The organism is Pseudomonas sp. CM27, from assembly GCF_013179515.1.
Classification (GTDB): Bacteria; Pseudomonadota; Gammaproteobacteria; order Pseudomonadales; family Pseudomonadaceae; genus Aquipseudomonas.
In genome coordinates, this window is the sequence record NZ_JABMCN010000055.1 from 1 (window position 1) to 25,541 (window position 25,541).

Below are 25,541 nucleotides of genomic sequence, written 5' to 3' on the forward strand. Positions count from 1 at the left end.
GCGAAAGGCCTGTTCGGCCATCAGGAAGTCGCGACGGTTGAGCAACTGGCGCTGTACGTAGTCGGCGGTCATGCCCGCCACTTCGTCGGCCAGGCGTGCCCGTGCCTGCGGGGTGCCATCACCCTGGGCCACCAACTGGCGCAACAGCACCTCGGTGTTGGCCCACAGCTTGGCCATGTAGGCAGCGCTGCGCTCGACGTACTGGGCAAAGGTATCGGTGAGCAGGTCCTCGATATCCTTGAAGTAGTAGGTGGTGGCCGACAACGGCACACCGGCCTCGGCCGCCACCGCGCGGTGGCGCACACCGCGCACGCCGTCGCGCACGACAATGCGCATGGCGGCGTCGAGGATCAGCTGGCGGCGCTGCTCGCTGCCTTGGCGGGCAGTCTTGCGGCCTTGGTATTGCACGCTTTCGGCGACGGCGGTGGCGATGCCGGCGGCGCCTTGGTCAGGCATGGCGGGTGTCAAGGGGCTACCTCATGGTTCAAGTCATCTGCAGCCTGTACCGGCCCTATCGCCGGCAAGCCAGCTCCTACAGGTACTGCACAAGCCTGAGACCTGTGCGATACCTGTGGGAGCTGCCTTGCCGGCGATAGGGCCGGTACAGACAACATAATGCTTCAGGCAAGAAAAAGCCGCCTCGAAAGGCGGCTCGTTCACTTCACTCAGGCCTGCGGACGCATGTGCGGGAACAGGATCACGTCGCGGATCGACGGCGAGTTGGTCAGCAGCATCACCAGGCGATCGATACCGATGCCCTCGCCTGCAGTCGGCGGCATGCCGTACTCCAGGGCGCGGACGAAGTCGGCGTCGTAGTGCATGGCTTCGTCGTCACCGGCATCCTTCTCGGCCACCTGGGCCAGGAAACGCTCGGCCTGGTCTTCGGCATCGTTGAGCTCGGAGTAGGCGTTGGCGATCTCGCGGCCACCGATGAACAGCTCGAAGCGGTCGGTCACGGCCGGGTTGTCGTCGTTGCGACGGGCCAGCGGCGACACTTCGAACGGGTACTCGGTGATGAAGTGCGGCTGCTCCAGCTTGTGCTCGACCAGCTCTTCGAAAATCATCACCTGCAGCTTGCCCAGGCCTTCGTGGCCCAGCACCTTGGCACCAGCCTTTTTGGCGATGTCACGGGCCCGGTCGACGTCCTGCAGATCGGCGGCGGTCAGCTCCGGGTTGTACTTGAGGATCGAGTCGAACACCGACAGGCGCACGAACGGCTCGCCGAAGTGGAACACCTTGTCGCCGTAAGGCACGTCGGTGCTGCCCAGTACCAGCTGCGCCAGCTCGCGGAACAGTTCCTCGGTGAGGTCCATGTTGTCGCGGTAGTCGGCGTAGGCCTGGTAGAACTCGAGCATGGTGAATTCAGGGTTGTGACGAGTCGAAACGCCTTCGTTACGGAAGTTGCGGTTGATCTCGAACACCTTTTCAAAGCCACCCACTACCAGGCGCTTGAGGTACAGCTCCGGCGCAATGCGCAGGAACATGGCCATGTCCAGGGCGTTGTGGTGGGTTTCGAACGGCTTGGCGGCGGCACCGCCCGGGATGGTCTGCAGCATCGGCGTTTCGACTTCGAGGAAGTCGCGCTCGATGAGGAACTTGCGAATGTGCGAGATCACCTGCGAACGCACACGGAAGGTGTGGCGGGTTTCTTCGTTGACCATCAAATCGACGTAACGCTGGCGGTAGCGCTGCTCGGTGTCGGTCAGGCCGTGGTGCTTGTCGGGCAGCGGGCGCAGCGACTTGGTCAGCAGGCGCACGTTGGTCATCTCGACGTACAGGTCGCCCTTGCCGGAACGGGCCAGGGTGCCTTCGGCGCTGATGATGTCGCCCAGGTCCCAGGTCTTGACCGCCGCCAGGGTTTCTTCCGGCAGGGTCTTGCGGTTGACGTAGACCTGGATGCGACCGGTCATGTCCTGGATCACCATGAACGAGCCACGGTTGAGCATGATGCGGCCGGCTACCTTGACCGGGATCGCGGCTGCTTCCAGCTCTTCCTTGGTCTTGTCCGCGTACTGTTTCTGCAGGTCGTTGCAGTAGCTGTCGCGACGGAAGTCATTGGGGAAGGCATTGCCTTTGGCGCGCTCGGCGGCAAGTTTTTCCTTGCGCAGGGCGATCAGGGCATTTTCTTCCTGTTGCAGGTCTTGCGATTCGGTCTTCAGGTCGCTCATGTCGTCATTCTTTCCATCAGGTATTCGTTGCCCTTCTCGGGCAGGGCACGCGCTACCGGCAAGCGGCCGGTAGCGCGGCAGTGGTATGCGGCTTACAGCCCCTGCTTGAGGCTCGCTTCCAGGTACTGGTCGATGTCGCCGTCCAGCACCTTGTTGCAGTCGCTGCGCTCGACGCCGGTACGCAGGTCCTTGATACGCGAGTCATCGAGGACGTAGGAGCGAATCTGATGGCCCCAGCCGATGTCCGACTTGCTGTCTTCCAGCGCCTGCGAAGCAGCGTTGCGCTTCTGCATTTCCAGCTCGTACAACTTGGCCCGCAGCATTTTCATGGCGGTGTCCTTGTTGGCGTGCTGCGAGCGTTCGTTCTGGCAGGCCACCACGGTGTTGGTCGGCACGTGGGTGATACGCACCGCCGAGTCGGTGGTGTTCACGTGCTGGCCACCGGCACCCGAGGAGCGGTAGGTGTCGATGCGCAGGTCGGACGGGTTGATATCGATCTCGACCTTGTCGTCGATTTCGGGCGACACGAACACCGCCGAGAACGAGGTGTGGCGACGCGCACCGGAGTCGAACGGGCTCTTGCGCACCAGGCGGTGCACGCCGATTTCGGTGCGCAGCCAGCCGAAGGCATACTCGCCTTTGATGTGCACGGTGGCGCCCTTGATGCCGGCGACTTCACCTTCGGACAGCTCGATGATGGTGGCGTCGAAACCACGCTTGTCGGCCCAGCGCAGGTACATGCGCAGCAGGATGTTGGCCCAGTCCTGCGCTTCGGTACCACCGGAGCCGGCCTGGATGTCCAGGTAGGCGTTGTTCGGGTCCATCTCGCCGCTGAACATGCGACGGAACTCAAGCTGGGCCAGGGATTCTTCCAGGCCTTGCAGCTCGGTCTCGACGTCGCTCACGGCGCTTTCGTCGTCTTCCTCGACAGCCATGTCGAGCAGGTCCTTGCAGTCGGCCAGGCCGTTGGACATCTTGTCCAGGGTCTCGACCACCTGCGCCAGCATGGCACGCTCGCGGCCCAGGGCCTGGGCGTACTCTGGCTTGTTCCAGACGTTGGGGTCTTCCAGCTCGCGGTTGACTTCGATCAGGCGGTCATGCTTTTGATCGTAGTCAAAGATACCCCCGAATGGACTGGGAACGCTCGGTGAGGTCCTTGATGGTGTTCAGGATCGGTTGGATTTCCATGGTCGGCGGCTCTCGTGCGAATTCGGTGAAAAGCCCGCGAGTATAACCGAGTCCGCAGCACGGCGGCAGACCCGCCGGGCGGTAGAAGTGGCATCGCCTGAATGACCTCTGGCACCTGCCCCGGCCCTGTTGCCGGCAAGCCAGCCCCACAAGGCGGGTGCTGCACCTGTGGGAGCTGGCTTGCCGACGATGAGGCCCTGTCAGGCGATACCGACCTGATTGCGCCCGTTGTTCTTGGCTTGGTACAGGCCTTTGTCCGCCGCCGAGATCAGCTGACGGCAGTGGTGGCCCTGCGCCGGGGTCTGGGTGGCCAGGCCAATGCTCACGGTGAGGTACGAGCCGGCCGCCGGCGCGCTGTGCGGGATACCCAGGCCTTGCACGGTCTGACGCAGCTTCTCGGCCACCAGCCGCGCACCGCCTGGCGAGGTATTGGGCAGCACCAGGGCGAACTCCTCGCCACCGTAACGTGCCGGCAGGTCGGTCGGCCGCGCGCAGGAGCCACGGATGGATTCGGCCACCTGGCGCAGCGCTTCATCGCCGGCCAGGTGGCCGAAGCTGTCGTTGTAGGCCTTGAAGTAGTCGACGTCGATCATCAGCAACGACAACTGCTGCTGTTCACGCATGGCCCGGCGCCATTCCAGCTCCAGGTACTCGTCGAAGTGGCGGCGGTTGGACAGCCCGGTCAGGCCATCGGAGTTCATCAGCCGCTGCAGCATCAGATTCGAGTCCAGCAACTGCTGCTGGCTGACGCGCAAGGCGCGGTAGGCTTCGTCACGCTGCAGCAAGGTCAGGTAGGAGCGCGAGTGATAGCGAATGCGCGCCACCAGTTCGATGGTGTCCGGCAGCTTGACCAGGTAATCGTTGGCCCCGGCGGCAAATGCCGCGCTTTTCACCAGCGGGTCTTCCTTGGTCGACAGGACGATGATCGGGATGTCCTGGGTTGCCGGGTTGTTGCGGTATTCGCGTACCAGCGTCAGCCCGTCCAGGCCCGGCATGATCAGGTCCTGCAGGATCACCGTGGGCTTGATGCGCATGGCCTGGGCCACGGCCTGGTGCGGGTCGGCGCAGAAGTGGAAATCGATGTTGTCTTCATTGGCCAGGCCACGCCGCACCGCCTCGCCGATCATGGCCTGGTCGTCGACCAACAGCACCATCGCCGAATTTTCATGGGCGGTCGCGAAACCTTCGATCGGTAAATCATTCATGCCAGTTCACCCGATCACTGCCGGCCAGGCGGCGTGATTCAATACACTTCGTCATTTTGCGAAAATTTCCGTCAAGCGCCCGGCTATTCGTTCCAACGGGCGGATCTCCACCGCAGCATCTATCGCCGCAGCAGCCTTGGGCATCCCGTAGACGGCGCTGCTGGCCTGGTCCTGAGCAATGGTCAGAAAGCCCTGCTGGCGCATCTGTTTCAGGCCTTGGGCACCATCGCGGCCCATGCCGGTGAGCAACACGCCCACCGCATCGCCGGTCCAGTACCGTGCCACGCTCTCGAAGAACACATCGATGGAGGGCCGGTAGATCTCGTTGACAGGTTCGGCAGTGTAGGCCAGTTGGCCGTTTTTCAGCAGCCGGATGTGGTGGTTGGTGCCTGCCAGTAACACCTGGCCAGGCTGCGGCGGCTCGCCTTCCTGGGCCAGGCGCACCGGCAAGCCTGCAGCGCTGCTGAGCCATTCGGCCATACCAGCGGCAAACACCTGGTCGACATGCTGGACCAGCACGATGGCTGCGGGGAATTTGCTCGGCAAGCCTTTGAGCAACACTTCGAGCGCTGCCGGCCCGCCAGCCGACGAGCCGATCGCCACCAGGCCAGGGCGTTGCGAGGCCTCCCGCACCGGCACGGCCTTCGGGCGTTCGGCAGGGGCACGCTGCTGGCCGACCAACCAGCCGATATTGAGAATCTTGCGCAGCAATGGCGCCGCCGCCTCGCGGGCATCGCCAGCACCCAGCGCCGGGGTATCGACCACATCCAGGGCGCCATGGCCCATGGCCTCGAACACCCGGTGCACGTTCTGCTGGCGGTCGACGGTGACGATGACAATGGCACACGGGGTTTCGGCCATGATCCGCCGGGTGGCCTCGACGCCATCCATCACCGGCATGATCAGGTCCATCAGGATCAGGTCCGGCAGTTGTTCGGCACAGCGCTGCACCGCTTCGGCGCCATTGCTGGCCACCCACACCACCCGATGCGCGGGCTCGAAAGCGACTGCCCGGCGCAGCGCCTCGACGGCCATGGGCATGTCATTGACGATGGCGATCTTCATCCTTGAGCACCTCCGATCAGCTCGACTACAGCATCCAGCAACGCATCGTCGTGGAAACTGGCTTTTGCCAAATAGTAGTCGGCACCGGCATCCAGGCCACGCCGCCGGTCTTCCTCACGGTCCTTGTACGACACCACCATCACCGGCAGCGCCTGCAGGCGCTGGTCGCGGCGCACCAGGGTGACCAGTTCGATGCCGTCCATGCGCGGCATGTCGATGTCGGTGATCAGCAGGTCGAAATCCTCGCCACGCAGGGCGTTCCAGCCGTCCATGCCATCCACCGCCACGGCCACGTCATAGCCACGGTTACTCAACAGCTTGCGCTGCAGTTCACGCACGGTCAGTGAATCGTCGACCACCAGCACGCGCTTGCGGACCATGCCACGGGCACTGCTGTTACCGCGTTCGATACGCTCAAGGCTGCCGGTGCTGAGCAGTTTTTCCACCGAGCGCAGCAAGTCCTCGACATCGACAATCAGCACCACAGAACCATCATCGAGCAAGGCGCCGGAAGAAATGTCCTGCACCTTGCCCAGCCGTGGGTCGAGCGGCATCACCACCAGCACCCGCTCGCCCACCAGCCGTTCCACGGCCACGCCGTACAGTTGCTCGCGCTCCCGGATCACCACCACCCGCAGGCTGGCCTCTTCGGTTTGCCCGGCCGGGCGGTTCAGCAACTGGCTGGCTGCCACCAGGCCAATATGCCGACCTTCGTGCCAGAAGTGCTGGCGCCCTTCGATCTGCACGATCTGCTCGGCAGTCACCTCCAGGGTGCGTTCGATATGGGCGAGGGGGAAGGCATAGGCCTCACCGCCCACCTCGACCACCAGGCTGCGCACCACCGACAGGGTCAGTGGCACCTGCAGGTGGAAGCGGCAGCCCTGCCCCGCCACCTGGGTAAGCTCGATCGAGCCGCGCAGCTCGCGGATCATGTGTTGCACCGCATCCAGCCCCACGCCACGGCCGGACACTTCGGTGACCTTGTCGCGCAGGCTGAAGCCGGGCAGGAACAGGAACGTCAGCAGCTCCGCCTCGCTCATCCGCGCCACTGTGTCGGCAGGCGACAGGGCGCGTTCCACGATGCTGCTGCGCAGGCGCTCAAGGTCGATGCCGGCGCCATCATCGATCAGCTCCAGGCTGAGCATGCCGGCCTGGTGCGAAGCACGCAGGCGGATCACGCCCTCATCCGGCTTGCCTGCCAGCAGGCGCCGTTCCGGCGGCTCGATGCCGTGGTCGACCGCGTTGCGCAACAGGTGGGTCAACGGTGCTTCGAGCTTTTCCAGTACATCGCGGTCGACCTGGGTCTTTTCGCCTTCCACGGCCAGCCGTACCGGCTTGCCCAAGGACCGGCCGAGGTCACGGACCATGCGGCTCTGGCCGGTCAGCACATCGGCAAACGGGCGCATGCGGCAGGCCAGCGCGGTGTCGTAAAGCAGTTGCGCACGCTGGCTGGCCTGCCAGCCGAACTCATCAAGGTCGGCGGCCTGCTGCTGCAGAATCTGCTGGGTCTCGGCCAACAGGCGCTGGGTTTGCGCCAAGGCATCAAGCACCTCGCTGCTCTGGCCGCTGTCTTCCAGTTGCATGCGCAGGCCGTCGAGCGCCTGCATGCCCTGCCCGTGCATGCGCTTGAGGCGCTGCAGGGTGGCCAGGTAGGGCTTGAGCCGCTGGGTTTCCACCAGCGACTTGCTGGACAGGTCGAGCAGGCTGTTGAGGCGGTCGGCGGTGACCCGTAGCACCCGTTCGCTACCTTCGCCGGCGCGCTTGCCGGCCTTGCGATTCACGGTCGGCTCAGGCTCCGGCTCAAGCTCCAGTGGCTCCCTTGCCAGCAGCACAGGTTCGATTGGCGGCGCCAGGCCCGGCAAAGCCGGCGTGGCAGCTATAGCCGCAGCGCCTGGATCGAGCAGGCTGGCCATTTGTGCAAGGAACACCGGCAGGGTCGCCTGCGCCCTGGAGTCGCCCGGCGTAGCGATGCGCATCAGCAGGTCGGTCCCCTGCAACAACGCGTCGATATGCTCGGCGGTGAGGCGCAAGCGCCCTTCCTGGGCTGCCACCAGGCAATCTTCCATGACGTGGGCAACGCTGACGCCAGCATCCACTCCGACGATACGAGCCGCGCCCTTCAGCGAATGGGCGGCACGCATGCACGCCTCAAGCTGGTCGGCCTGCGTGGGGTTGCGCTCCAGCGCCATCAGGCCGGTACTCAGTACTTGAGTCTGCGCCTCGGCCTCCAGGCTGAACAGTTCGAGCAACGATGCGTCGCGCATTTGCTCCGGGGTCATGAAAGGCTCCGCTGTACGGCAGACAATAATTGTTGATCGTCCAGCACTCGCACACTGCGGCCGCGCCATTGCAGCACTGCAGCAGTGAAGTGCGTGGCATCCTGGCCACTGCCTTGCAGCAGCGGGTCGAGCCGATGAATACCGTCGACTTCTTCGACAGCCAGCACTACCGGGCCACCTTCGGCAGCCAGGATCAGCATGCGTGGCATCGCCCGCCCGCCGCGCGGCTCAGCGGCAGCGGCCTGCACACCCAGCAGGTCGGCCAGCGACAGGCACGGGACCAGCGCCCCCCGCACATTGGCAACCCCCCGCAGCACCCGCGAGCGCTGGTGTGGCAGCGAATGAACCGCCTGCAACGGGGCGATCTCGGCCAGGCAGGACGTGGCCAGCGCCAGCCATTCTTCACCCAGGCGGAACAGCAGCATGGAGCGGCCGGTGTGTTCCTCCACCGGCGCCACTGCCGGCTGGTGGTCCTGCATCAAGGCATAGCGGTCGAGCAGGCGCGTGGCTGCAGCGGCATACACCTCGCAATTGCGACAGTGGACATGCTGTTCCAGCAGTGGGCACTGCTTGTCACCGTGGACGCCAATGCGGTTCCAGCAGTCGTCGATGTGCGCGTCATCCTCGGCCAGTAGCTGCATCGCGGATTCACCCTTCATCGCTCAGACTCCCGGCCAACCCGCGCAGCCCGCTCCTGCAGGCGCCGGGCCCCGGCCAGGTCGCCCTGGGCCGCCAGCAGGGCCGCCAGGTGCACCAGCGCCTCGGGGTGCTGTGGTTCCAGGTACAGGGCCTTGCGGTAGTGGGTCAGTGCCTGCTGCGCATCGCCTGCGGTGTCACTGAGCAGCCCCAGCCAGTAGTACACCTGCGCCGACGGCGCGAACTGCCCCAGGTAGCGCTGGCATTCGCTGCGGGCCTGATCGCTGGCACCGGCGTTGGCCAGCCGGGCAATGCTGTCCAGCAACTCGCTTTCGTCCTCACGCTGGTTGCGCGCCGGCGCGGGCCTGGTCGTGACGGGCAGCACCCGCAGCGGGCGCGGCAACGCTGCACCCGGCGGCGGATAGCCCGGGGTGGCCAGTGCGGGTTGGGGACGCTTTACGGGCAGGGCCGAAGCCGCCGCCAGCGGCGTGCTGCCGCCCTCCTGACGCACATAGGCGAACGACTGCGCGATGCCCAGCGGGCGCATGCCCAACCGTGCCAGCAAGCTGCCCTCGGCGGGGCCGATGAACAGCACACCCTGCGGATGAAGCAGGCGTTTGAGCACTTCGAACACTCGCTGCTGGGTTGGTACGTCGAAATAGATCAACAGGTTGCGGCAGAACACGAAGTCGTACAGGCCATCGCGGCTGGCCAGCGCCGGGTCGAGCACGTTGCCTACCTGCAGGCTGGGCTGGCGTACCCGCTCATGCAGGCGGTGGCCTTCGTCAACAGCATCGAAGTAGCGCTCGCGAAAGCCCAGGTCGCTGCCGCGAAACGCATTGCGCCCATACACGGCCTGCCCAGCCTTGGCCACCGAGCTGGGACTGATGTCCATGCCGTCGATCAAAAACGCACCCGGTGCGATGCCGGCATCCAGCAAGGCCATGGCCAGCGAATATGGCTCCTCGCCGGTCGAGCACGGCAAGCTGAGCAAGCGCAGTGGCCGCGCCCCCGCCAGCTCGGCCAGGCGCTTGTGCGCCAGGCTGGCCAGGGCGGTGAAGGACTCCGGGTAACGGAAGAACCAGGTTTCCGGAACGATCACCGCCTCGATCAGCGCCTGCTGTTCATCGGCAGACTGCTGCAGCCGCAGCCAGTAATCGTCCAGGTCGATGCCGTTCATGGCAACACAGCGCTGGCGCAGCGCACGCTCGACCATGGGCGCGCCCACCGACTCCACGTCCAGGCCGATGCGCTCGCGCAAGAAGCGAAAAAAACGCTGTTCGATCATGTCGCCATCCCTGTCTGGTGATCCGCGTACAGCAGTTCATGCACGGCCGCCGGCAGCAGGTCGTTTACTTCCACACGCTGCAGCAGGCCTTGTTCATCCTGGCGCACCGGCCCCAGGTACGGCGCCTCGCCGGCATCCACACCATAGGGCTGGAATTCGTCGGGGTGGCAACGCAGTGTTTCGGTGGCCTGTTCCAGGATCAGGCCAAGCTGCAGCCCCCCTCGGTAGTGCACCAGCACCAGGCGGGTACTGGTGCGCTGCGCCGCCGGCTGGCCGAAGCTCAATGCGGCCAGGTCGATCACGGGCACCAGCAGGCCGCGGTGGGCGAGGATGCCCGCGACCCACGCGGGCGCCTGGGCAATCGGCTTGAGCGGCTGACGCGGCAGCACCTCGATCACCTCGTGCGCACTCAGGGCAAAGCGCTGCTGCCTGATGCGAAACTGCAGGTACAACGCACCCTTGGCGTTGCCCGCCCGCGCGGCGCGGGGTTGCAAGTCGTTCATCGCAGTCAGACTTTGAAGCGCGACACGCCGCCGCGCAGGCCTGCGGCCACCTGGCTCAGCTCATCGATGGCGAAGCTTGCCTGGCGCAGCGACTCGACAGTCTGGGTGCTGGCGTCGCTGAGCTGGGCCAGCGCCTGGTTGATCTGCTCGGCACCGGTAGCCTGGGCCTGCATGCCTTCATTGACCATCAACACGCGCGGCGCCAGCGCCTGCACCTGGTGGATGATCTGGCTGAGCTGCTCGCCGACCTGCTGCACCTCGAACATGCCGCGGCGCACTTCTTCGGAGAACTTGTCCATGCCCATCACCCCGGCCGACACGGCCGACTGGATCTCGCGCACCATCTGTTCGATGTCGTAGGTGGCCACGGCGGTCTGGTCGGCCAGGCGGCGCACTTCGGTGGCCACCACGGCAAAACCACGGCCGTACTCGCCGGCCTTTTCCGCTTCGATAGCGGCGTTGAGCGACAGCAGGTTGGTCTGGTCGGCGACCTTGACGATGGTCACCACCATCTGGGTGATATTGCTGGCCTTCTCGTTGAGAATGCCCAGCTTGGCGTTGACCAGGTCGGCAGCGCCCATGACCTGGTGCATGGTCTCTTCCATGCGCGCCAGGCCCTGCTGGCCGGAGCCGGCGAGGCTGGAGGCCTGGTCGGCGGCCGAGGTGACTTCGGTCATGGTGCGCACCAGGTCACGCGAGGTGGCGGCAATTTCCCGCGAGGTAGCGCCGATCTCGGTGGTGGTCGCGGCAGTTTCGGTGGCAGTCGCCTGCTGTTGCTTGGAAGTGGCGGCGATTTCAGTCACCGAGGTGGTCACCTGCACCGACGAGCGCTGGGCCTGGGCCACCAGGTTGGCCAGGGCTTCGGCCATTTCGTTGAAGCCGCTTTCGATGGCACCGAACTCGTCCTTGCGGTCCAGGCTCAGGCGCATGCTCAGGTCGCCCGAGCGCAGCTTGTCGAGGGCATGCACGATGCGCTGCATGGGCGCGGTGATGGCGCGCATCAACAGCAGGCCGCAGATGCCGGCCGCGACGATGGCCAGTAGCAGCGATACCACCATGCTGCCCTTGGCGGTGCTCACGGCACTGACGATCTCACTGGTGTCGGCTTCGGAGGAGGCACGGTTGTGATCGATCACTTCGTTGAGCAGCTTGCGCCCGGCCACCCAGGCCGGGGTCAGCACCTCGGTGATCAGCCGCTGGGCTTCGTCGTAGTCATGCTGGCGGTAGGCGTCCAGTACCTGGCCGACGACCTTGAGGTAGGCCTGCTCCATCTGATTGAAGCTGTCGAAGCGCGTCTGGTCGTCGGTATCCTGAATGGTCCCCTGGTAGCTGGCCATGTGCTGCTTCAGACGGTCCTCGAAGCTTTTGAACAGTTCCAGGTCGGCAGATGTGATTTCGCGGCGGTTGGAAAGGCCTACCAACTGCTGGCTGGTGACGTAACTGTCGACCCACGCGCTGCGGATCATCGAGCTGTAATAGAGCCCCGGAATGCTGTCTGTCCCCACCGCCTCTTCGGCGCTTTCGATGGTCACCAACCGCGAGTAGGCGGCCACGATCATCAGCAGCATGATGGCGATGATCACGGCGAAACTTGCCAGGATCCGTTGGCGCAAGGTCCAGTTCTTCACATTCAGCCCTCAGGAATTCACAACGAGCGGGGAAATCGCCGAAGTATAGCCCAGAGGCCTTATGCTTTTGCGGGTGAAATGTGGGGATGGGGCGTCAAGGCCACCGGGTGCCCGCTTCGACAGATTCAGCGCCTGTGAGATCGAGCGCCGCGCGGGCGGCGCTCGATCACCCAGCCGCTGCAAATGCCATGGCGAGCACTGCCACTACGCTCCCGCCAACCGTACCTGGCTTTCAAGCTCCTGACGCAGCGCCGGGTCCAGCCGCAACTGGCGCGCCAGTTCATCCAGGTACGCGCGCTCCATGAAGTTTTCCTGGTCAACCATCATCACGCTGGCCAGGTACATCTCGGCAGCCATCTCCGGGGTTTGCGCAGCTCGCGCCACCTCGGCCGGGTCAAGCGGCTTGTTCAGCTCGGCATGCAGCCAGTACTGCAGTTCGCGGTCACTGTCCAGGCGGGCGAATTCACCCTCGATCAAGTCCCGCTCACGCTCGTCGATATGCCCGTCGGACTTGGCCGCCGCGACCAGCGCCCGCAGCACCGCCTGGCTGTGCTGCTCGACCTGGGGCGGTGGCAGGCGGTCGACCGTCTGCGGCTCCGGCCTGGCGCCCTGCTGGTTCGCCTGCCAGTTGCCGTAGGCCTTGTAGGCCAGCACGCCCAGCGCGGCCAGACCGCCGTAGGTCAGCGCCTTGCCGCCATATTTGCGGGCTTTCTTGTTGCCCAGCAAGAGCCCCAGCGCCCCCCCGCCCAGCAGGCCGCCCCCCGCACCGGACAACAGCCCGCCAAGGCCCCCGCCAGCACTGGCGGATTGGCTTGTACCTGCCTTTTTGTCGAGCAGTTGCTGGCCGGATTTGAGCAGTTGATCAAGCAAGCCCCGGGTATTCATTCGCGCGTCTCCGCATCTGGGAAATGAATGGCCAGAGTAAGGCTTGGCGCAGCGTGCGCCATCGGGGATTTGCTTCTGGATGTTGCGTTGGCTGGCAAAAAGCCAACTAGACTCGAGCACTGCCCGGACCAAAATCTCCAAGAAGAGGGAACACCATGCCAGTGCACAAGACCGCATTGCTCGGCGCCATGTCGGGCGCCTTGCTCGCCAGCGCCAGCCTGCAGGCCGCCGAGCCACCCAAGGCCGTGGGGCCCGGCGAGGGGCGCCTGGACATCGTCGCCTGGCCCGGCTACATCGAACGCGGCGAAAGCGACAAGGCCTACGACTGGGTGACCGGTTTCGAGAAGGAGACCGGCTGCAAGGTCAGCGTCAAGACCGCCGCCACCTCGGACGAAATGGTCAGCCTGATGACCAAGGGCGGCTACGACCTGGTCACCGCCTCGGGCGACGCCTCGCTGCGGCTGATCGTGGGCAAGCGCGTACAGCCGATCAACACCACCCTGATCCCCAACTGGAAGAACATCGACCCGCGCCTGCAGGACGGCGGCTGGTACGTGGTCGACAAGCAGGTGTATGGCACCCCGTATCAGTGGGGGCCGAATGTGCTGCTGTACAACACCAATACCTTCAAGCAGCCGCCCACCAGCTGGGGCGTGGTGTTCGAGCCGCAGAACCTGCCCGACGGCAAGCCCAACAAAGGCCGGGTCCAGGCCTACGACGGCCCCATCTACATCGCTGACGCGGCGCTGTACCTGAAGTCGGCCAAGCCCGAGCTGGGCATCAACGACCCGTACGAACTCAACGAGCAGCAATACAAGGCCGTGCTCGAACTGCTGCGCCAGCAACAACCGCTGATCCACCGCTACTGGCATGACGCCACGGTGCAGATGAGCGATGTGAAGAACGAAGGTGTAGTCGCCTCCAGCTCGTGGGGCTACATGGTCAATGGCCTGAAGGCCGAGAACCAGCCGGTGGCCTCGACCATTCCCAGGGAGGGCGCTACCGGCTGGGCCGACACCACCATGCTGCACAGCGAGGCCAAACACCCCAACTGCGCCTACAAGTGGATGGACTGGTCGCTGCAGCCGAAGGTGCAGGGTGACGTGGCGGCCTGGTTCGGCTCGTTGCCGGCGGTGCCAGCGGCCTGCACCGGCAGCGAACTGCTGGGCGCCGAAGGTTGCAAGACCAACGGTTTCGACAACTTCGACAAGATCGCGTTCTGGAAAACCCCGCAGGCCCAGGGCGGCAAGTTCGTGCCGTATAGCCGCTGGACCCAGGACTATATTGCGATCATGGGTGGGCGCTGAGGGTTGCTTCGCCCGCACCGGCCCTATCGCCGGCAAGCCAGCTCCCACTAGTACTGCACAAGTCTCCAGTACTGTGCGGTCCCTGTGGGAGCTGGCTTGCCGGCAATAGGGCCAGTACAGGCAATACAAGAACAACTGAGAGCTGCTTATGCCCCTAGCCGTCCAGTTCACCCAGGTTTCCCGTACCTTCGGCGAGGTCAAGGCCGTCGACCAGGTCAGCATCGACATCATCGATGGCGAGTTCTTCTCCATGCTCGGCCCCTCGGGCTCGGGCAAGACCACCTGCCTGCGCCTGATCGCCGGCTTCGAGCAGCCCACCCACGGCTCGATCCGCATCCACGGTGTGGAGGCCGCCGGCGTGCCGCCCTATCAACGTGACGTCAACACCGTGTTCCAGGACTACGCGCTGTTCCCGCACATGAATGTGCTGGACAACATCGCCTATGGCCTGAAGGTAAAAGGCGTCGCCAGGGCCGAACGCCAGGCCCGCGCCGAAGAAGCCCTGGCCATGGTGGCACTGGCCGACTACGGCGCCCGCAAACCAGCGCAGCTGTCCGGGGGCCAGCGCCAGCGCGTGGCCCTGGCCCGGGCACTGGTCAACCGGCCGCGGGTGCTACTGCTGGACGAACCCCTGGGCGCGCTGGACCTGAAACTGCGTGAGCAGATGCAGGGCGAACTGAAAAAGCTGCAGCGCCAACTGGGCATCACCTTCATATTCGTCACCCACGACCAGACCGAAGCCCTGTCGATGTCCGACCGGGTCGCTGTGTTCAACCGCGGCCGTATCGAGCAGGTCGACACGCCGCGCAACCTGTACATGAAACCCGCCACCACCTTCGTCGCCGAATTCGTCGGCACCTCCAACGTGGTGCGTGGCGAGCTGGCGATGGCCCTGAACGGCAGCCCGGCGCCCTTCTCGATCCGCCCCGAGCACATCCGCCTGGGCGACCCGGTGGTCACCAGCCATGAGGTGCAGGTCAGCGGCCTGTTGCGCGATGTGCAGTACCAGGGCAGCGCCACCCGCTACGAGCTGCAGCTGGACAGCGGCCAACTGCTGGCGGTGACCCAGGCCAACGACCGCTGGCAGGCACAGGCACAGGCCTGGCAGCCGGGGCAACGGATTCAGGCGCACTGGCCGCGTGAGGCGATGACGGTGTTGCAGGAAACCGAGGCCCACTGACATGAGCACACTGCGCAGCCTGTCCAACCTGCTGTACCGGCGCCCCAACCTGTACCTGGCGCTGCTGTTGATCCCGCCGCTGACCTGGTTCGGCGCCATCTACCTGGGCTCGCTGCTGAACCTGTTGTGGCAGGGTTTCTATACCTTCGACGACTTCACCATGGCGGTGACCCCGGAACTGACCCTGGGCAACTTCGCCGCGCTGCTCAACCCGTCGAACTTCGACATCATCCTGCGCACCCTGGGCATGGCGGTGGCCGTGTCGCTGGCCAGCGCGGTGCTGGCCTTTCCCATCGCCTACTACATGGCGCGCTACACCAGCGGCAAGACAAAGGCGTTTTTCTACATCGCGGTGATGATGCCGATGTGGGCCAGCTACATCGTCAAGACCTACGCCTGGACCCTGCTGCTGGCCAAGGGCGGCGTCGCCCAGTGGTTCGTCCAGCAGCTGCATCTGGATGCGCTGCTGCAAGCCGTGCTGACCGTGCCGGGGGTGGGCGGCAGTACATTATCCACCTCGCACCTGGGGCGCTTCATGGTGTTCGTGTACATCTGGCTGCCGTTCATGATCCTGCCCATCCAGGCCGCTCTGGAGCGCTTGCCGCCTTCGCTGCTGCAAGCGTCGGCGGACTTGGGTGCGCGGCCCGGGCAAACCTTTGTGCAGGTGATCCTGCCGCTGTCGATTCCGGGCATCGCCGCCGGCTCGATCTTCACCTTTTCGCTCACCCTGGGCGATTTCATCGTGCCGCAACTGGTCGGCCCGCCCGGGTACTTCATCGGCAGCATGGTCTACGCCCAGCAAGGGGCGATCGGCAACATGCCGATGGCCGCCGCGTTCACCCTGGTGCCGATCGTGCTGATCGCGGTGTACCTGTCCATCGTCAAGCGCCTGGGGGCCTTCGATGCACTCTGAAAAAGCGTCAACCGGGCTGCGCCTGGCAGCCTGGGGCGGCTTGTTGTTCCTGCACTTCCCGATCCTGATCATCTTCCTGTACGCGTTCAACACCGAAGAAGCCGCGTTCAGCTTCCCACCCAAGGGTTTTACCCTGAAGTGGTTAACCGTGGCCTTTGCCCGGCCTGATGTGCTGGAGGCCATCAAGCTATCGCTGCAGGTGGCCTGCCTGGCCACGCTGATCGCCCTGGTGCTCGGCACGCTGGCCTCGGCGGCGTTGTACCGGCGCAGCTTTTTTGGCAAGGAGAGCATTTCGCTGATGCTGATCCTGCCCATCGCCCTGCCCGGCATCATCACCGGCATCGCCCTGCTCTCGGCATTCAAGACCCTGGGCATCGAGCCGGGGGTGTTCACCATCGTGGTCGGCCACGCCACGTTCTGCGTGGTGATCGTCTACAACAACGTGATCGCCCGCCTGCGGCGGACCTCGCAAAGCCTGATCGAGGCCTCGATGGACCTTGGCGCCGATGGCTGGCAAACCTTCCGCTACATCATTCTGCCCAACCTTGGCTCGGCGCTGCTGGCGGGCGGCATGCTGGCCTTTGCCCTGTCGTTCGATGAAATCATCGTCACCACCTTTACCGCCGGCCACGAACGCACCCTGCCGATCTGGCTGCTCAACCAGCTCAGCCGCCCGCGCGACGTGCCGGTGACCAATGTGGTCGCCATGCTGGTGATGCTGGTGACCATGCTGCCGATCCTTGGCGCCTATTACCTGACCCGCGGCGGCGAAAGCGTCGCGGGCAGTGGCAAATGACCCTGGAGGAGTCTCCGATGCAAACGCAGATGCTGATCAACGGCCAACTGGTCGCGGGCGAAGGCCCGGCCTGGACCGTGCTCAACCCGGCCCTGGGCAGTGCCCTGGCGCAAATCAACGAAGCCACCGAAGCCCAGGTGGACAGCGCCGTGCGGGCCGCCGACCAGGCCTTCGACAGCTGGTCGCAAACCAGCCCCAAGGAGCGCTCGCAGGCGTTGCTGGCGCTGGCCGACACGATCGAAGCCCATGGCGATGAACTGGCGCGGCTGGAATCGCAGAACTGCGGCAAGCCATTGAGCGCCGCACTGAATGACGAAATCCCCGCGATTGCCGATGTGTTCCGCTACTTCGCCGGTGCCGCGCGTTGCCTGGGCGGCTCGGCAGCGGGCGAATACCTGCCGGGCCACACCTCGATGATTCGCCGTGACCCGGTGGGCGTGGTGGCCTCGATAGCCCCCTGGAACTACCCGTTGATGATGCTGGCATGGAAGATCGCCCCGGCCCTTGCGGCCGGCAATACCGTGGTGATCAAACCTTCGGAGATGACCCCGTTGACCGCCCTGCGCCTGGGCGAAATGGCCCGGGAGCTGCTACCGCCTGGCGTCTTGAACATCCTCTTCGGCCGAGGCCAGACAGTCGGCAACCCGCTGGTCAACCACCCCAAGGTGCGCATGGTGTCGCTGACCGGTTCGATCCCCACCGGCGCACATATCATCAGTGCCACCGCCGACAGCGTGAAACGCATGCACATGGAACTGGGTGGCAAGGCCCCGGTGCTGGTGTTCGATGATGCCGACATCGATGCCGCCATCGACGGCATTCGTACGTTCGGCTTCTACAACGCCGGCCAGGACTGCACTGCAGCCTGCAGGCTGTATGTGCAGGACGGTATCTACGAACGCTTTGTCGAGCGCCTGGGTGAAGCAGTCTCCAGCCTGAAGGCCGGCCTGCAGGAAGCAGAAGACACCGAACTGGGGCCATTGATCAGTGCCCAGCACCGCGACAAGGTCTCCGGCCTGGTGCAGCGGGCCATCGCCCAGCCGCACATTCGCCTGGTAACGGGTGGCAAAGCCATTGATGGCGATGGTTTCTTCTACGCCCCGACCGTGCTGGCCGACGCCCTGCAGGACGACGAGATCGTGCGCAACGAAGTGTTCGGCCCGGTGGTATCGGTGACGCGATTTACCGACGAGGCGCAGGCGCTGGAGTGGGCCAACGATTCCAACTACGGCCTGGCCTCATCGGTATGGACCCGCGACACCGGCCGCGCCCATCGCCTGGCTGCGCGCCTGCAATATGGCTGTACCTGGGTGAATACCCACTTCATGCTGGTCAGCGAAATGCCGCACGGTGGGCAGAAGCATTCCGGGTATGGGAAGGATATGTCGATGTACGGGCTGGAGGATTACACCTGCGTGCGGCATGTGATGATCAAACATTGAGCGTAAAGCCTGGATTGGGACCGGCAGCTCAATCCAGGCGCTTTCCTACAAGCGGTTCAGCGCATTCCCAATGCCACATCCTTTATCTTGCAGCCATCAAAATGGGATGGGCATCATCCAGCCCTTCAGGCTGCGCAGACTCTGTGGGAGCGGGTTTACCCGCGAATGCGGAGGTAAAACCACCATCGCATTCGCGGGCGTGCCCGCTCCCACAGGTACATCACAGCCCTTGAGGTTAGTGCTGTACCTGTGGGAGCGGGCACGCCCGCGAAGAGGCCAGTACAGGTAGCCTCTAGTCGCGTAGGTCTGACTCATGAATCGGGTTGGCCCGGCTGGTCGCGCGCTGGTATTGCGCCGGCCAGGTGGCCTTGTTGCCGCCCAGGTCGTCGTCGGCATGCAGCGGCCAGTAAGGGTCGCGCAACAGTTCGCGGGCGAGGAAGATCACATCGGCCTGGCCGGTGCGCAGGATGTGCTCGGCCTGGGCGGGCTCGGTGATCATGCCCACGGTGCCGGTGGCGATTTCCGCCTCTTTGCGCACGCGTTCGGCGAAACGGGTCTGATAACCGGGGCCCGTAGGGATTTCGGCGTTGACCGACGTGCCGCCCGACGATACATCGATCAGGTCGACACCCAGCGCACGCAGGCGCCGCGCCAGCTCGACGGTTTCATCCGGGTTCCAGCCGTCCTCCACCCAGTCGGTCGCCGATACCCGCACCAACAGCGGTAATTCGGCGGGCCAGGCATTGCGCACAGCCTCGACCACCTGCAGGGTCAGGCGGATGCGGTTTTCGAAGCAGCTGCCGTACTCGTCGCGGCGCTGGTTGCTGAGCGGCGACAGGAACTGGTGCAGCAGGTAGCCATGGGCGGCATGGATTTCCACCACCTTGAAACCCGCCGTCAAGGCACGCTTGGTCGAGGCCACGAAGGCGTCGACCACGTCCTGGATTTCTTCCTTGCTCAATTCACGCGGCGCAGTGTGTTGTGGGTCGAAGGCGATCCTCGACGGCCCCACCGGCTGCCAGCCCCCCTCCTCCAGCTTGACGCTGCCCTGCTTGCCCAGCCAAGGGCGATAGGTACTGGCCTTGCGTCCGGCGTGGGCCAGCTGGATACCGGGCACGGCGCCCTGGGCGGTGATGAAGCGGGTGATGCGTTGCAGCGGGGCGATCTGGGCGTCTTCCCACAGGCCGAGATCTTCGGCGGTGATACGGCCATCGGCAGTGACCGCCACGGCTTCGGTGATCACCAGCCCCGCACCGCCTACGGCGCGGCTACCCAGATGAACAAGGTGCCAATCGTTGGCCAGGCCATCGATGGCGGAATACTGGCACATCGGCGACACAGCGATGCGGTTGGGCAGGGTCAGCTGACGCAGGGTGTAAGGCTCGAGCAGCAAGCTCATGAGGGCACCTCCCAAGGACTCCAATGGTGATCCGGCCCGAGCACTCAATTACACGTCCCTGGCCCGGGTCCGGTCAGTATTCAGACTAGACCAGAATGGTTGGGGGGAAGGTTCCATGGGATTTTGGGGTGTCTGACGTGGGGATGATGGCGCTCGATCTTATAGGCGACATCACACTGAAGGCAGGCAACTGGTAGCCCAAACCGCCGCGACAGCCAAACACCCTGACAAGCATTTCAGATATCCCCTACAACCGATGTATGGCGATTCCCAACCTGAGGAAATACCCTACAAGTCCTGTCGACACCCGCCTGATTGTTACTGGAATCCTGAGTCATTAGCCTTTGCTGGTCGCTGCCATTCAGCGTCCGGGCGTGGAATCCCGATCAATTACCGAGTAGCTGTCGTCATGGCAGTTGTGCGCGGGATCTGGGCTGCCCACTACCTCAGTGCTATGGCCAAGGCGTTGATGGATGATGCCGAGTTAGGTATGTCGCGTTGAGGTTGGTGTGGTCGTTGTTCGCGTGAAGGCCACCGGGTGTACGCCGACAAGTTTGCAGCGCCTGTGAGATCACACTAAAGGCAGGCACCTGGCAGCCCCAACCGCCGCGACAGCCAAGCACCCTTACAGGCATTTCAGCCCGCCGCACAACCCTGTGGGAGCGGGCATGCCCGCGAAGCAGGCGACTCGGTGGATGGCACCGGCTTCGCCGGTGTTCACGGGTATGCCCGCTCCCACAGGGAAGGCGCATGACTTGAGGGCAAAGCGGTCGCAGTGGGAGCTTGCCGGCGATGGGCTGCAGAGCAGCCCCCGGAACTGCAGTCAGCGCGGCTCCATATGGGCAATCATCAACTGCACACTTTCATTGCCGCGAAACTCGTTCACATCCAGCTTGTAGGCCAGCTCGACCCAGCGCACTGTCGGGTTCGGCCAGACTTCGCGGTCGATACCAAAGGCAATGCCGTCCAGCCGCACCGAACCACATTCGCTCTTGAGCACCACCTTCAAATGCCGCTCGCCAACCACACGCTGCTCCACCAGCTGGAACACGCCATGGAACAGTGGCTCGGGGAAATGCTGCCCCCACGGCCCGGCATTGCGCAGGGCCTTGGCCAGGTCGAGGTGGAACTCTTCCACTGCCAGGCTGCCATCGGACAGCAGACGGCCGGTCAGGTCGTCCTCGCACAACTGGCGCCGCACTTCCTCGTCGAACGCCTCGGCAAACGCCGGGAAATTGCCCTCGGGCAAAGACAACCCTGCTGCCATGGCGTGGCCACCAAACTTGCTGATCAGCTGCGGCTGGCGCGCCGCCACGGCATCCAGCGCATCACGAATGTGAAACCCCGGCACCGAGCGCGCCGAGCCTTTGAGCATGCCGTCACCGGCATCGGCAAAGGCGATGGTCGGCCGGTGATAACGCTCCTTCAGGCGCGATGCCAGAATACCGATCACCCCCTGGTGCCAGTCGGCATCGAACAGGCAAAGCCCGTACGGCATGGACTCGACCGGCAGGTCCTTGAGCTGCGCCAGCGCTTCGCGCTGCATACCCTGCTCGATGGACTTGCGGTCCTGGTTAAGGCCATCCAGCTGTTGGGCCATGTCCTGGGCCAGGGCCTGGTCCTCGCACAGCAGGCACTCGATACCCAGGCTCATGTCATCCAGGCGCCCGGCGGCGTTCAGCCGTGGGCCAAGGATGAAGCCGAGGTCGGTCGAGGTGATGCGTCGATGATCACGGCGCGCCACTTCGAGAATGGCTTTCAGGCCCGGCCTGGCGCGGCCGGCGCGGATACGCTCCAGGCCCTGATGGACCAGAATGCGGTTGTTGGCGTCCAGCGGCACCACGTCGGCAACACTGCCCAGCGCCACCAGGTCGAGCAGTTCGCCGATATTGGGCTGCGGCTGCGTTTCGTAGCGGCCGAGGCTGCGCAGGCGCGCGCGCAGAGCCATAAGCACGTAGAAGATGACGCCAACCCCGGCCAACGCCTTGCTGGGAAACTCGCAGCCCGGCTGGTTGGGGTTGATGATGGCGTCGGCATCGGGAAGCTGCTGGCCGGGCAGGTGGTGGTCGGTGACCAGCACCTTGAGCCCGGCCGCCTTGGCGGCGGCAACGCCGTCGACGCTGGAAATGCCGTTGTCCACGGTGATCAGCAGCTGTGGCTGGCGCTGCAGCGCTACCTCGACGATTTCCGGGGTCAGGCCGTAGCCGTATTCGAAGCGGTTGGGCACCAGGTAGTCGACATGGGCCGCGCCCAGCAGGCGCAGGCCCAGCACCCCGACGGTGCTGGCGGTGGCGCCGTCGGCATCGAAGTCACCGACGATGAGGATACGCTGGCGCTGGTCAAGGGCCTGGACCAGCAGGTCCACGCCGGCCTCGATGCCCTTGAGCTGCTGATACGGCAGCAGACGCGCCAGGCTCTTATCCAGCTCGGCCTCGTTCTGCACGCCACGCGCAGCGTACAGGCGGGTCAGCAAGGGTGGCAGGTTACCCAGCAATGGCAGGGTCGGCGGCAGGGGACGCGGTTCGATACGCATGGGTCGCTTCAGCCACGCTCACCGAGCAGCCACTGCAACTGCACTTCGTGCTGGCCACGGTCGTCAGTCACGAATACCGTGCCTTCGCTGATCATCACGTCCCATTTGATGCTGCGTGGCATATCGGTAGCCAAGGTCTCCAGCACTTCCTGGGGCACGGCGGCGATGTTCAGGTTCTTCAGGTTCTTGACTGCGCTCAACACCTTAGTTTCCCACACACGCAGGCTGCCATACGCCAGCAGGCTGGTGCGTTCGGTGCGACGCGAGCACCAGGTCAGGCGGTCGGCATCGGGTTGGCCCACTTCGATCCAGTGCAGCACGCGGTCATCCAGGCTTTTTTCCCACAGCGCCGGCTCGTCGACATCCGACAGGCCACGACCGAACGACAGGTTCTCGTTGTACCACAGCGCGTACGCCAACAGCCGGACCGCCATGCGCTCTTCCGTTTCCGATGGGTGGCGGGCGATGGTCTGCTTGACGCTTTCGTAGACGTTGCGATCAAGGTCAGTCAGATTCAGTTCGAACTTGTAGGTGGTGGACGGCTGGGCCATGGTCGACGGGCTTCGTGCAAAAGAAAAGTGCAACAGTCTAACCTATCCACACCCTGCATGCGCCGCAGCAGTACCCGGCGCTACCGACCTATGATAAAACCACGGCTCTGCCCAGTTGCCACGGATGCCCCATGCCTACGCCCAGCAAACCCCTCGCCGGCCTCAAAGTCATCGAACTCGGCACCCTGATTGCTGGGCCGTTTGCGTCGCGCATCTGTGCCGAGTTCGGTGCCGAGGTGATCAAGGTCGAGTCGCCCGATGGCGGCGACCCGTTGCGCAAGTGGCGCAAGCTGTACGAGGGCACGTCGCTGTGGTGGTTCGTGCAGGCCCGCAACAAGCAGTCGCTGACCCTGAACCTCAAGCACCCCGAAGGCCGAGACATTCTGAAGCAGTTGCTGGCCGAGGCCGACATCCTGATCGAGAACTTTCGCCCGGGCGTACTGGAAAAGCTCGGCCTGGGCTGGGATGTGCTGCATGCGCTGAACCCGCGCCTGGTGATGGTGCGCCTGTCAGGCTTTGGCCAGACCGGGCCGATGAAAGACCAGCCAGGCTTTGGCGCCGTGGGCGAGTCGATGGGCGGCCTGCGCTACATCACCGGCTTCGAAGACCGCCCACCGGTGCGCACGGGCATTTCCATCGGTGACTCGATTGCCGCCCTTTGGGGGGTGATCGGCGCGCTCATGGCTTTGCGCCACCGCGAAGTCAACAACGGCCAGGGTCAGGTGGTGGACGTTGCGCTGTACGAGGCGATCTTCGCCATGATGGAAAGCATGGTTCCGGAGTTCGACGTGTTCGGTTTTATCCGCGAACGCACCGGCAATATCATGCCGGGCATCACCCCCTCCTCCATCCATACCAGCGCGGATGGCAAACATGTGCAGATCGGCGCCAACGGCGATGCGATCTTCAAGCGCTTCATGCAGGCCATCGGCCGCCCCGACCTGGCCGACGACCCTGCGCTGGCCAGCAACGACGGCCGGGACCTGCGCCGCGACGAGCTGTACGGAGTGATCGACCGCTGGGCCAACAGCCTGCCGCTGGAACAGCTCATGCAGGTGCTGACCACGGCCGAAGTGCCGGCCAGCCGCATCTACTCGGCCGAAGACATGTTCAGCGACCCGCAGTACCTGGCACGCGAGATGTTTCTGCAGGCGAAGCTGCCCGATGGCAAACCGTTCCGCATGCCCGGCATCGTGCCCAAGCTGTCGGACACCCCAGGCTCCGCCGAGTGGGTCGGCCCGGCACTGGGCGAGCACACCGAAGCGCTGCTTGGCGGCCTGGGCTACGACCCAGCGGCCATCGCCAGCCTGCGCAAAGCCGGCACGGTCTGACCCTGGCGCTGCCCGGCCCCATGCGCGCTGCCCGCTGCTTACGCCGACTGGTCCTGCTGTGCGGGCTTCTGCCCGCATTGCTGCTGCAGCCTGCAAGCGCCAGAGAGCGCCTGTTCTGGCTGGTGCGTGACCTGCCGCCGTTCACCATCTTCGAAGGCTCGGAGAAAGGCCAAGGGGTGATCGACCAGTTGCTGCCCATTCTGATCGGGCAGATGCCCGAGTACGACCACAGCATCGTGCGGGTCAACCGCGCCCGTGGCATTCAGATGCTGCAAGACCCCAACAGTTTCACCTGCGACCCGACCCTGCTGTGGACCCCGGAGCGCGCCAGGTACGTGCACTTCTCCATGCCGTCGCTTGGTGTGTTGAGCGGGGGGCTGGTGCTGCGCCGGGAAAACCAGGCACTGGTTGAGCCGTTTCTGAGTGGGCAGGACGTGGACCTGCTCGCGCTGTTCAAACAGCCGGCACTGAAGCTGGGCATCGTTGCCGAACGCAGCTACGGCACCCAGATCGATACCATTCTGGGTCAGTTGCCCGGTACCTCGCTCAGCCGTCATTACGGCAACGACGCTACCGCCAACCTGCTGCAGATGCAGCAACTGGGTCGCCTGCGCATGGTGCTCGGCTACTGGCCCGAAGTGCGCTACCTGATCCAGCAACAAGGCGGGTCACTGACCGAGTACCAGTTCCATCCGGTGCAGGGCGTGGAGCGCTACCAGTTTTTGCATGTGGGGTGTTCCGACAGCCCGCTGGGGCGTGCTGCAGTGGCGCATATCGACCAGCTGTTGCCTGCGCTGCGCCACGATGTGCTGCCTGAGTTGTATGCGCGCTGGCTGGACCCTGCGTTGCGGGGAGACTACCTGGACGACAGCAAGCGCTTCTTCGAAACCCAATAACTGCCTGGCTGCGGATAAAAGAAACCCCGGACGCTGGGGAGGACGCCCGGGGCCAAGCGAAAGCCCTTCAGGACTTCCCGTGACAGCCATGCCAGCACCGGAGCAAAGCACTGGCTGGCTGCCCTACTGTGTCTGATACGCCACTCAGGCAAAGGTTCCCTGGGGTTGTTGGCGTTGCTGCAGGGCGGCGATCACACAGGGCTGCAATCGCCCTTCGGCTATCTGCAAATCACGGTGCAGACCATCCACCAGATCGATCAACAGGCGTTGCTCCTGCAACTGCCGCTCGCTGACCGTACGCCGCAGGGTGATGCCGGCGAGGCGGTCGTGAACGGTCAGTTGGCGATT

The 25,541-nt window shown here is 64.5% G+C and carries 22 protein-coding genes and 1 pseudogene; 8 read left to right on the top strand and 15 right to left on the bottom strand.

Features of this window, described 5'->3' with window-relative positions; genetic code table 11:
- From HP547_RS09340 to HP547_RS09390, 11 genes are all read right to left on the bottom strand, one after another.
- The coding region (locus HP547_RS09340) for a TetR/AcrR family transcriptional regulator (protein WP_172286136.1) at positions 1–456 on the bottom strand (456 nt) is incomplete at its 3' end.
- A gap of 209 nt (positions 457–665) precedes the next feature.
- Positions 666–2,168 (bottom strand): lysine--tRNA ligase, encoded by a 1,503-nt coding sequence (lysS, locus tag HP547_RS09345; protein WP_012270790.1) that lies wholly within the window; start codon positions 2,166–2,168, stop codon positions 666–668.
- Positions 2,169–2,260: 92 nt separating this feature from the next.
- Positions 2,261–3,356 (bottom strand): peptide chain release factor 2 gene (prfB, locus tag HP547_RS09350; RefSeq protein WP_172230604.1). Its coding sequence is split into 2 segments (ribosomal slippage): positions 2,261–3,283 and positions 3,285–3,356, totalling 1,095 coding nucleotides; the frame shifts between segments, so codons are not numbered across the junction.
- Positions 3,357–3,556: 200 nt separating this feature from the next.
- On the bottom strand, positions 3,557–4,561 hold the full coding sequence (gene wspR / locus HP547_RS09355; protein WP_172230601.1) for a Wsp signal transduction system regulator diguanylate cyclase WspR: 1,005 nt from the start codon (positions 4,559–4,561) through the stop codon (positions 3,557–3,559).
- Positions 4,562–4,612: 51 nt separating this feature from the next.
- Positions 4,613–5,626: a Wsp signal transduction system protein-glutamate methylesterase WspF gene (wspF, locus tag HP547_RS09360; protein WP_172286137.1), complete on the bottom strand. Its 1,014-nt coding sequence runs from the start codon at positions 5,624–5,626 to the stop codon at positions 4,613–4,615.
- The gene (locus HP547_RS09365; RefSeq protein ID WP_172286138.1) at positions 5,623–7,905 is read right to left on the bottom strand and encodes a hybrid sensor histidine kinase/response regulator; all 2,283 of its coding nucleotides are present in this window, start codon (positions 7,903–7,905) and stop codon (positions 5,623–5,625) included. Before HP547_RS09365 ends, wspF begins: the two co-directional genes overlap by 4 nt.
- Positions 7,902–8,564 (bottom strand): chemotaxis protein CheW, encoded by a 663-nt coding sequence (locus HP547_RS09370; RefSeq protein ID WP_172286139.1) that lies wholly within the window; start codon positions 8,562–8,564, stop codon positions 7,902–7,904. The genes HP547_RS09365 and HP547_RS09370 overlap by 4 nt, the downstream gene beginning before the upstream one ends.
- Positions 8,561–9,829: a protein-glutamate O-methyltransferase CheR gene (locus HP547_RS09375; RefSeq protein ID WP_172286140.1), complete on the bottom strand. Its 1,269-nt coding sequence runs from the start codon at positions 9,827–9,829 to the stop codon at positions 8,561–8,563. The genes HP547_RS09370 and HP547_RS09375 overlap by 4 nt, the downstream gene beginning before the upstream one ends.
- Positions 9,826–10,332: a chemotaxis protein CheW gene (locus tag HP547_RS09380; protein WP_172286141.1), complete on the bottom strand. Its 507-nt coding sequence runs from the start codon at positions 10,330–10,332 to the stop codon at positions 9,826–9,828. The genes HP547_RS09375 and HP547_RS09380 overlap by 4 nt, the downstream gene beginning before the upstream one ends.
- Positions 10,333–10,337: 5 nt before the next feature.
- On the bottom strand, positions 10,338–11,960 hold the full coding sequence (locus HP547_RS09385) for a methyl-accepting chemotaxis protein (RefSeq protein WP_172286142.1): 1,623 nt from the start codon (positions 11,958–11,960) through the stop codon (positions 10,338–10,340).
- Between the two features lie 204 nt (positions 11,961–12,164).
- Positions 12,165–12,845: a tellurite resistance TerB family protein gene (locus HP547_RS09390; RefSeq protein WP_172232436.1), complete on the bottom strand. Its 681-nt coding sequence runs from the start codon at positions 12,843–12,845 to the stop codon at positions 12,165–12,167.
- A gap of 155 nt (positions 12,846–13,000) precedes the next feature.
- Here HP547_RS09390 and ydcS point away from each other — a divergent pair, with 155 nt between their 5' ends.
- From ydcS to HP547_RS09415, 5 genes are all read left to right on the top strand, one after another.
- Complete coding sequence (gene ydcS, locus HP547_RS09395) at positions 13,001–14,152, top strand: putative ABC transporter substrate-binding protein YdcS (RefSeq protein ID WP_172232439.1); 1,152 nt, start codon at positions 13,001–13,003, stop codon at positions 14,150–14,152.
- Positions 14,153–14,300: 148 nt separating this feature from the next.
- The gene (locus tag HP547_RS09400) at positions 14,301–15,332 is read left to right on the top strand and encodes an ABC transporter ATP-binding protein (RefSeq protein ID WP_172286143.1); all 1,032 of its coding nucleotides are present in this window, start codon (positions 14,301–14,303) and stop codon (positions 15,330–15,332) included.
- 1 nt (position 15,333) lies between these two features.
- The gene (locus tag HP547_RS09405) at positions 15,334–16,245 is read left to right on the top strand and encodes an ABC transporter permease (RefSeq protein WP_172286144.1); all 912 of its coding nucleotides are present in this window, start codon (positions 15,334–15,336) and stop codon (positions 16,243–16,245) included.
- Positions 16,235–17,041 carry an ABC transporter permease gene (locus HP547_RS09410; RefSeq protein ID WP_172223243.1) on the top strand — a complete coding sequence of 269 codons (807 nt, stop codon included), beginning with the start codon at positions 16,235–16,237 and terminating at the stop codon, positions 17,039–17,041. Before HP547_RS09405 ends, HP547_RS09410 begins: the two co-directional genes overlap by 11 nt.
- 17 nt (positions 17,042–17,058) lie before the next feature.
- Entirely contained in the window at positions 17,059–18,483 is a 1,425-nt protein-coding gene (locus HP547_RS09415; protein ID WP_172223247.1) for a gamma-aminobutyraldehyde dehydrogenase, read from the top strand.
- A 292-nt stretch (positions 18,484–18,775) separates the two neighbouring features.
- Here HP547_RS09415 and HP547_RS09420 read toward each other — a convergent pair whose 3' ends face one another.
- A complete protein-coding gene (locus tag HP547_RS09420; protein ID WP_172223252.1) occupies positions 18,776–19,882 on the bottom strand; it encodes an NADH:flavin oxidoreductase/NADH oxidase in 1,107 nt (368 codons plus the stop codon).
- A gap of 421 nt (positions 19,883–20,303) precedes the next feature.
- Here HP547_RS09420 and HP547_RS09425 point away from each other — a divergent pair.
- Positions 20,304–20,384: pseudogene (locus HP547_RS09425) on the top strand (DUF3077 domain-containing protein); the annotation flags it as partial.
- Between the two features lie 321 nt (positions 20,385–20,705).
- Here HP547_RS09425 and recJ read toward each other — a convergent pair.
- Both recJ and HP547_RS09435 read right to left on the bottom strand, forming a co-directional pair.
- Positions 20,706–22,415 carry a single-stranded-DNA-specific exonuclease RecJ gene (gene recJ / locus HP547_RS09430; protein ID WP_172223257.1) on the bottom strand — a complete coding sequence of 570 codons (1,710 nt, stop codon included), beginning with the start codon at positions 22,413–22,415 and terminating at the stop codon, positions 20,706–20,708.
- 8 nt (positions 22,416–22,423) lie between these two features.
- The gene (locus HP547_RS09435) at positions 22,424–22,966 is read right to left on the bottom strand and encodes a YaeQ family protein (RefSeq protein WP_172223260.1); all 543 of its coding nucleotides are present in this window, start codon (positions 22,964–22,966) and stop codon (positions 22,424–22,426) included.
- 131 nt (positions 22,967–23,097) lie between these two features.
- Here HP547_RS09435 and HP547_RS09440 point away from each other — a divergent pair, with 131 nt between their 5' ends.
- Together HP547_RS09440 and HP547_RS09445 are read left to right on the top strand one after the other, a co-directional pair.
- On the top strand, positions 23,098–24,297 hold the full coding sequence (locus HP547_RS09440; protein WP_172223264.1) for a CaiB/BaiF CoA-transferase family protein: 1,200 nt from the start codon (positions 23,098–23,100) through the stop codon (positions 24,295–24,297).
- Positions 24,298–24,317: 20 nt separating this feature from the next.
- Positions 24,318–25,193 (top strand): TIGR02285 family protein, encoded by an 876-nt coding sequence (locus HP547_RS09445; RefSeq protein WP_172286145.1) that lies wholly within the window; start codon positions 24,318–24,320, stop codon positions 25,191–25,193.
- A gap of 144 nt (positions 25,194–25,337) precedes the next feature.
- On the opposite strand, the gene HP547_RS09450 is transcribed toward HP547_RS09445, so the two are convergent.
- A partial coding sequence (locus tag HP547_RS09450) for a DUF3509 domain-containing protein (RefSeq protein ID WP_172286146.1) occupies positions 25,338–25,541 on the bottom strand: 204 nt, incomplete at its 5' end.

Coding starts and splice junctions, on each gene's coding strand:
- HP547_RS09390 (WP_172232436.1), bottom strand. CDS start 12,845: ATGAATACCCGGGGCTTGCTTGATCAACTGCTCAAATCCGGCCAGCAA.
- HP547_RS09405 (WP_172286144.1), top strand. CDS start 15,334: ATGAGCACACTGCGCAGCCTGTCCAACCTGCTGTACCGGCGCCCCAAC.
- ydcS (WP_172232439.1), top strand. CDS start 13,001: ATGCCAGTGCACAAGACCGCATTGCTCGGCGCCATGTCGGGCGCCTTG.
- HP547_RS09445 (WP_172286145.1), top strand. CDS start 24,318: ATGCGCGCTGCCCGCTGCTTACGCCGACTGGTCCTGCTGTGCGGGCTT.
- HP547_RS09400 (WP_172286143.1), top strand. CDS start 14,301: ATGCCCCTAGCCGTCCAGTTCACCCAGGTTTCCCGTACCTTCGGCGAG.
- wspR (WP_172230601.1), bottom strand. CDS start 4,561: ATGAATGATTTACCGATCGAAGGTTTCGCGACCGCCCATGAAAATTCG.
- HP547_RS09420 (WP_172223252.1), bottom strand. CDS start 19,882: ATGAGCTTGCTGCTCGAGCCTTACACCCTGCGTCAGCTGACCCTGCCC.
- HP547_RS09415 (WP_172223247.1), top strand. CDS start 17,059: ATGCAAACGCAGATGCTGATCAACGGCCAACTGGTCGCGGGCGAAGGC.
- lysS (WP_012270790.1), bottom strand. CDS start 2,168: ATGAGCGACCTGAAGACCGAATCGCAAGACCTGCAACAGGAAGAAAAT.
- HP547_RS09435 (WP_172223260.1), bottom strand. CDS start 22,966: ATGGCCCAGCCGTCCACCACCTACAAGTTCGAACTGAATCTGACTGAC.
- HP547_RS09440 (WP_172223264.1), top strand. CDS start 23,098: ATGCCTACGCCCAGCAAACCCCTCGCCGGCCTCAAAGTCATCGAACTC.
- HP547_RS09380 (WP_172286141.1), bottom strand. CDS start 10,332: ATGAACGACTTGCAACCCCGCGCCGCGCGGGCGGGCAACGCCAAGGGT.
- HP547_RS09365 (WP_172286138.1), bottom strand. CDS start 7,905: ATGACCCCGGAGCAAATGCGCGACGCATCGTTGCTCGAACTGTTCAGC.
- recJ (WP_172223257.1), bottom strand. CDS start 22,415: ATGCGTATCGAACCGCGTCCCCTGCCGCCGACCCTGCCATTGCTGGGT.
- HP547_RS09370 (WP_172286139.1), bottom strand. CDS start 8,564: ATGAAGGGTGAATCCGCGATGCAGCTACTGGCCGAGGATGACGCGCAC.
- wspF (WP_172286137.1), bottom strand. CDS start 5,626: ATGAAGATCGCCATCGTCAATGACATGCCCATGGCCGTCGAGGCGCTG.
- HP547_RS09375 (WP_172286140.1), bottom strand. CDS start 9,829: ATGATCGAACAGCGTTTTTTTCGCTTCTTGCGCGAGCGCATCGGCCTG.
- HP547_RS09410 (WP_172223243.1), top strand. CDS start 16,235: ATGCACTCTGAAAAAGCGTCAACCGGGCTGCGCCTGGCAGCCTGGGGC.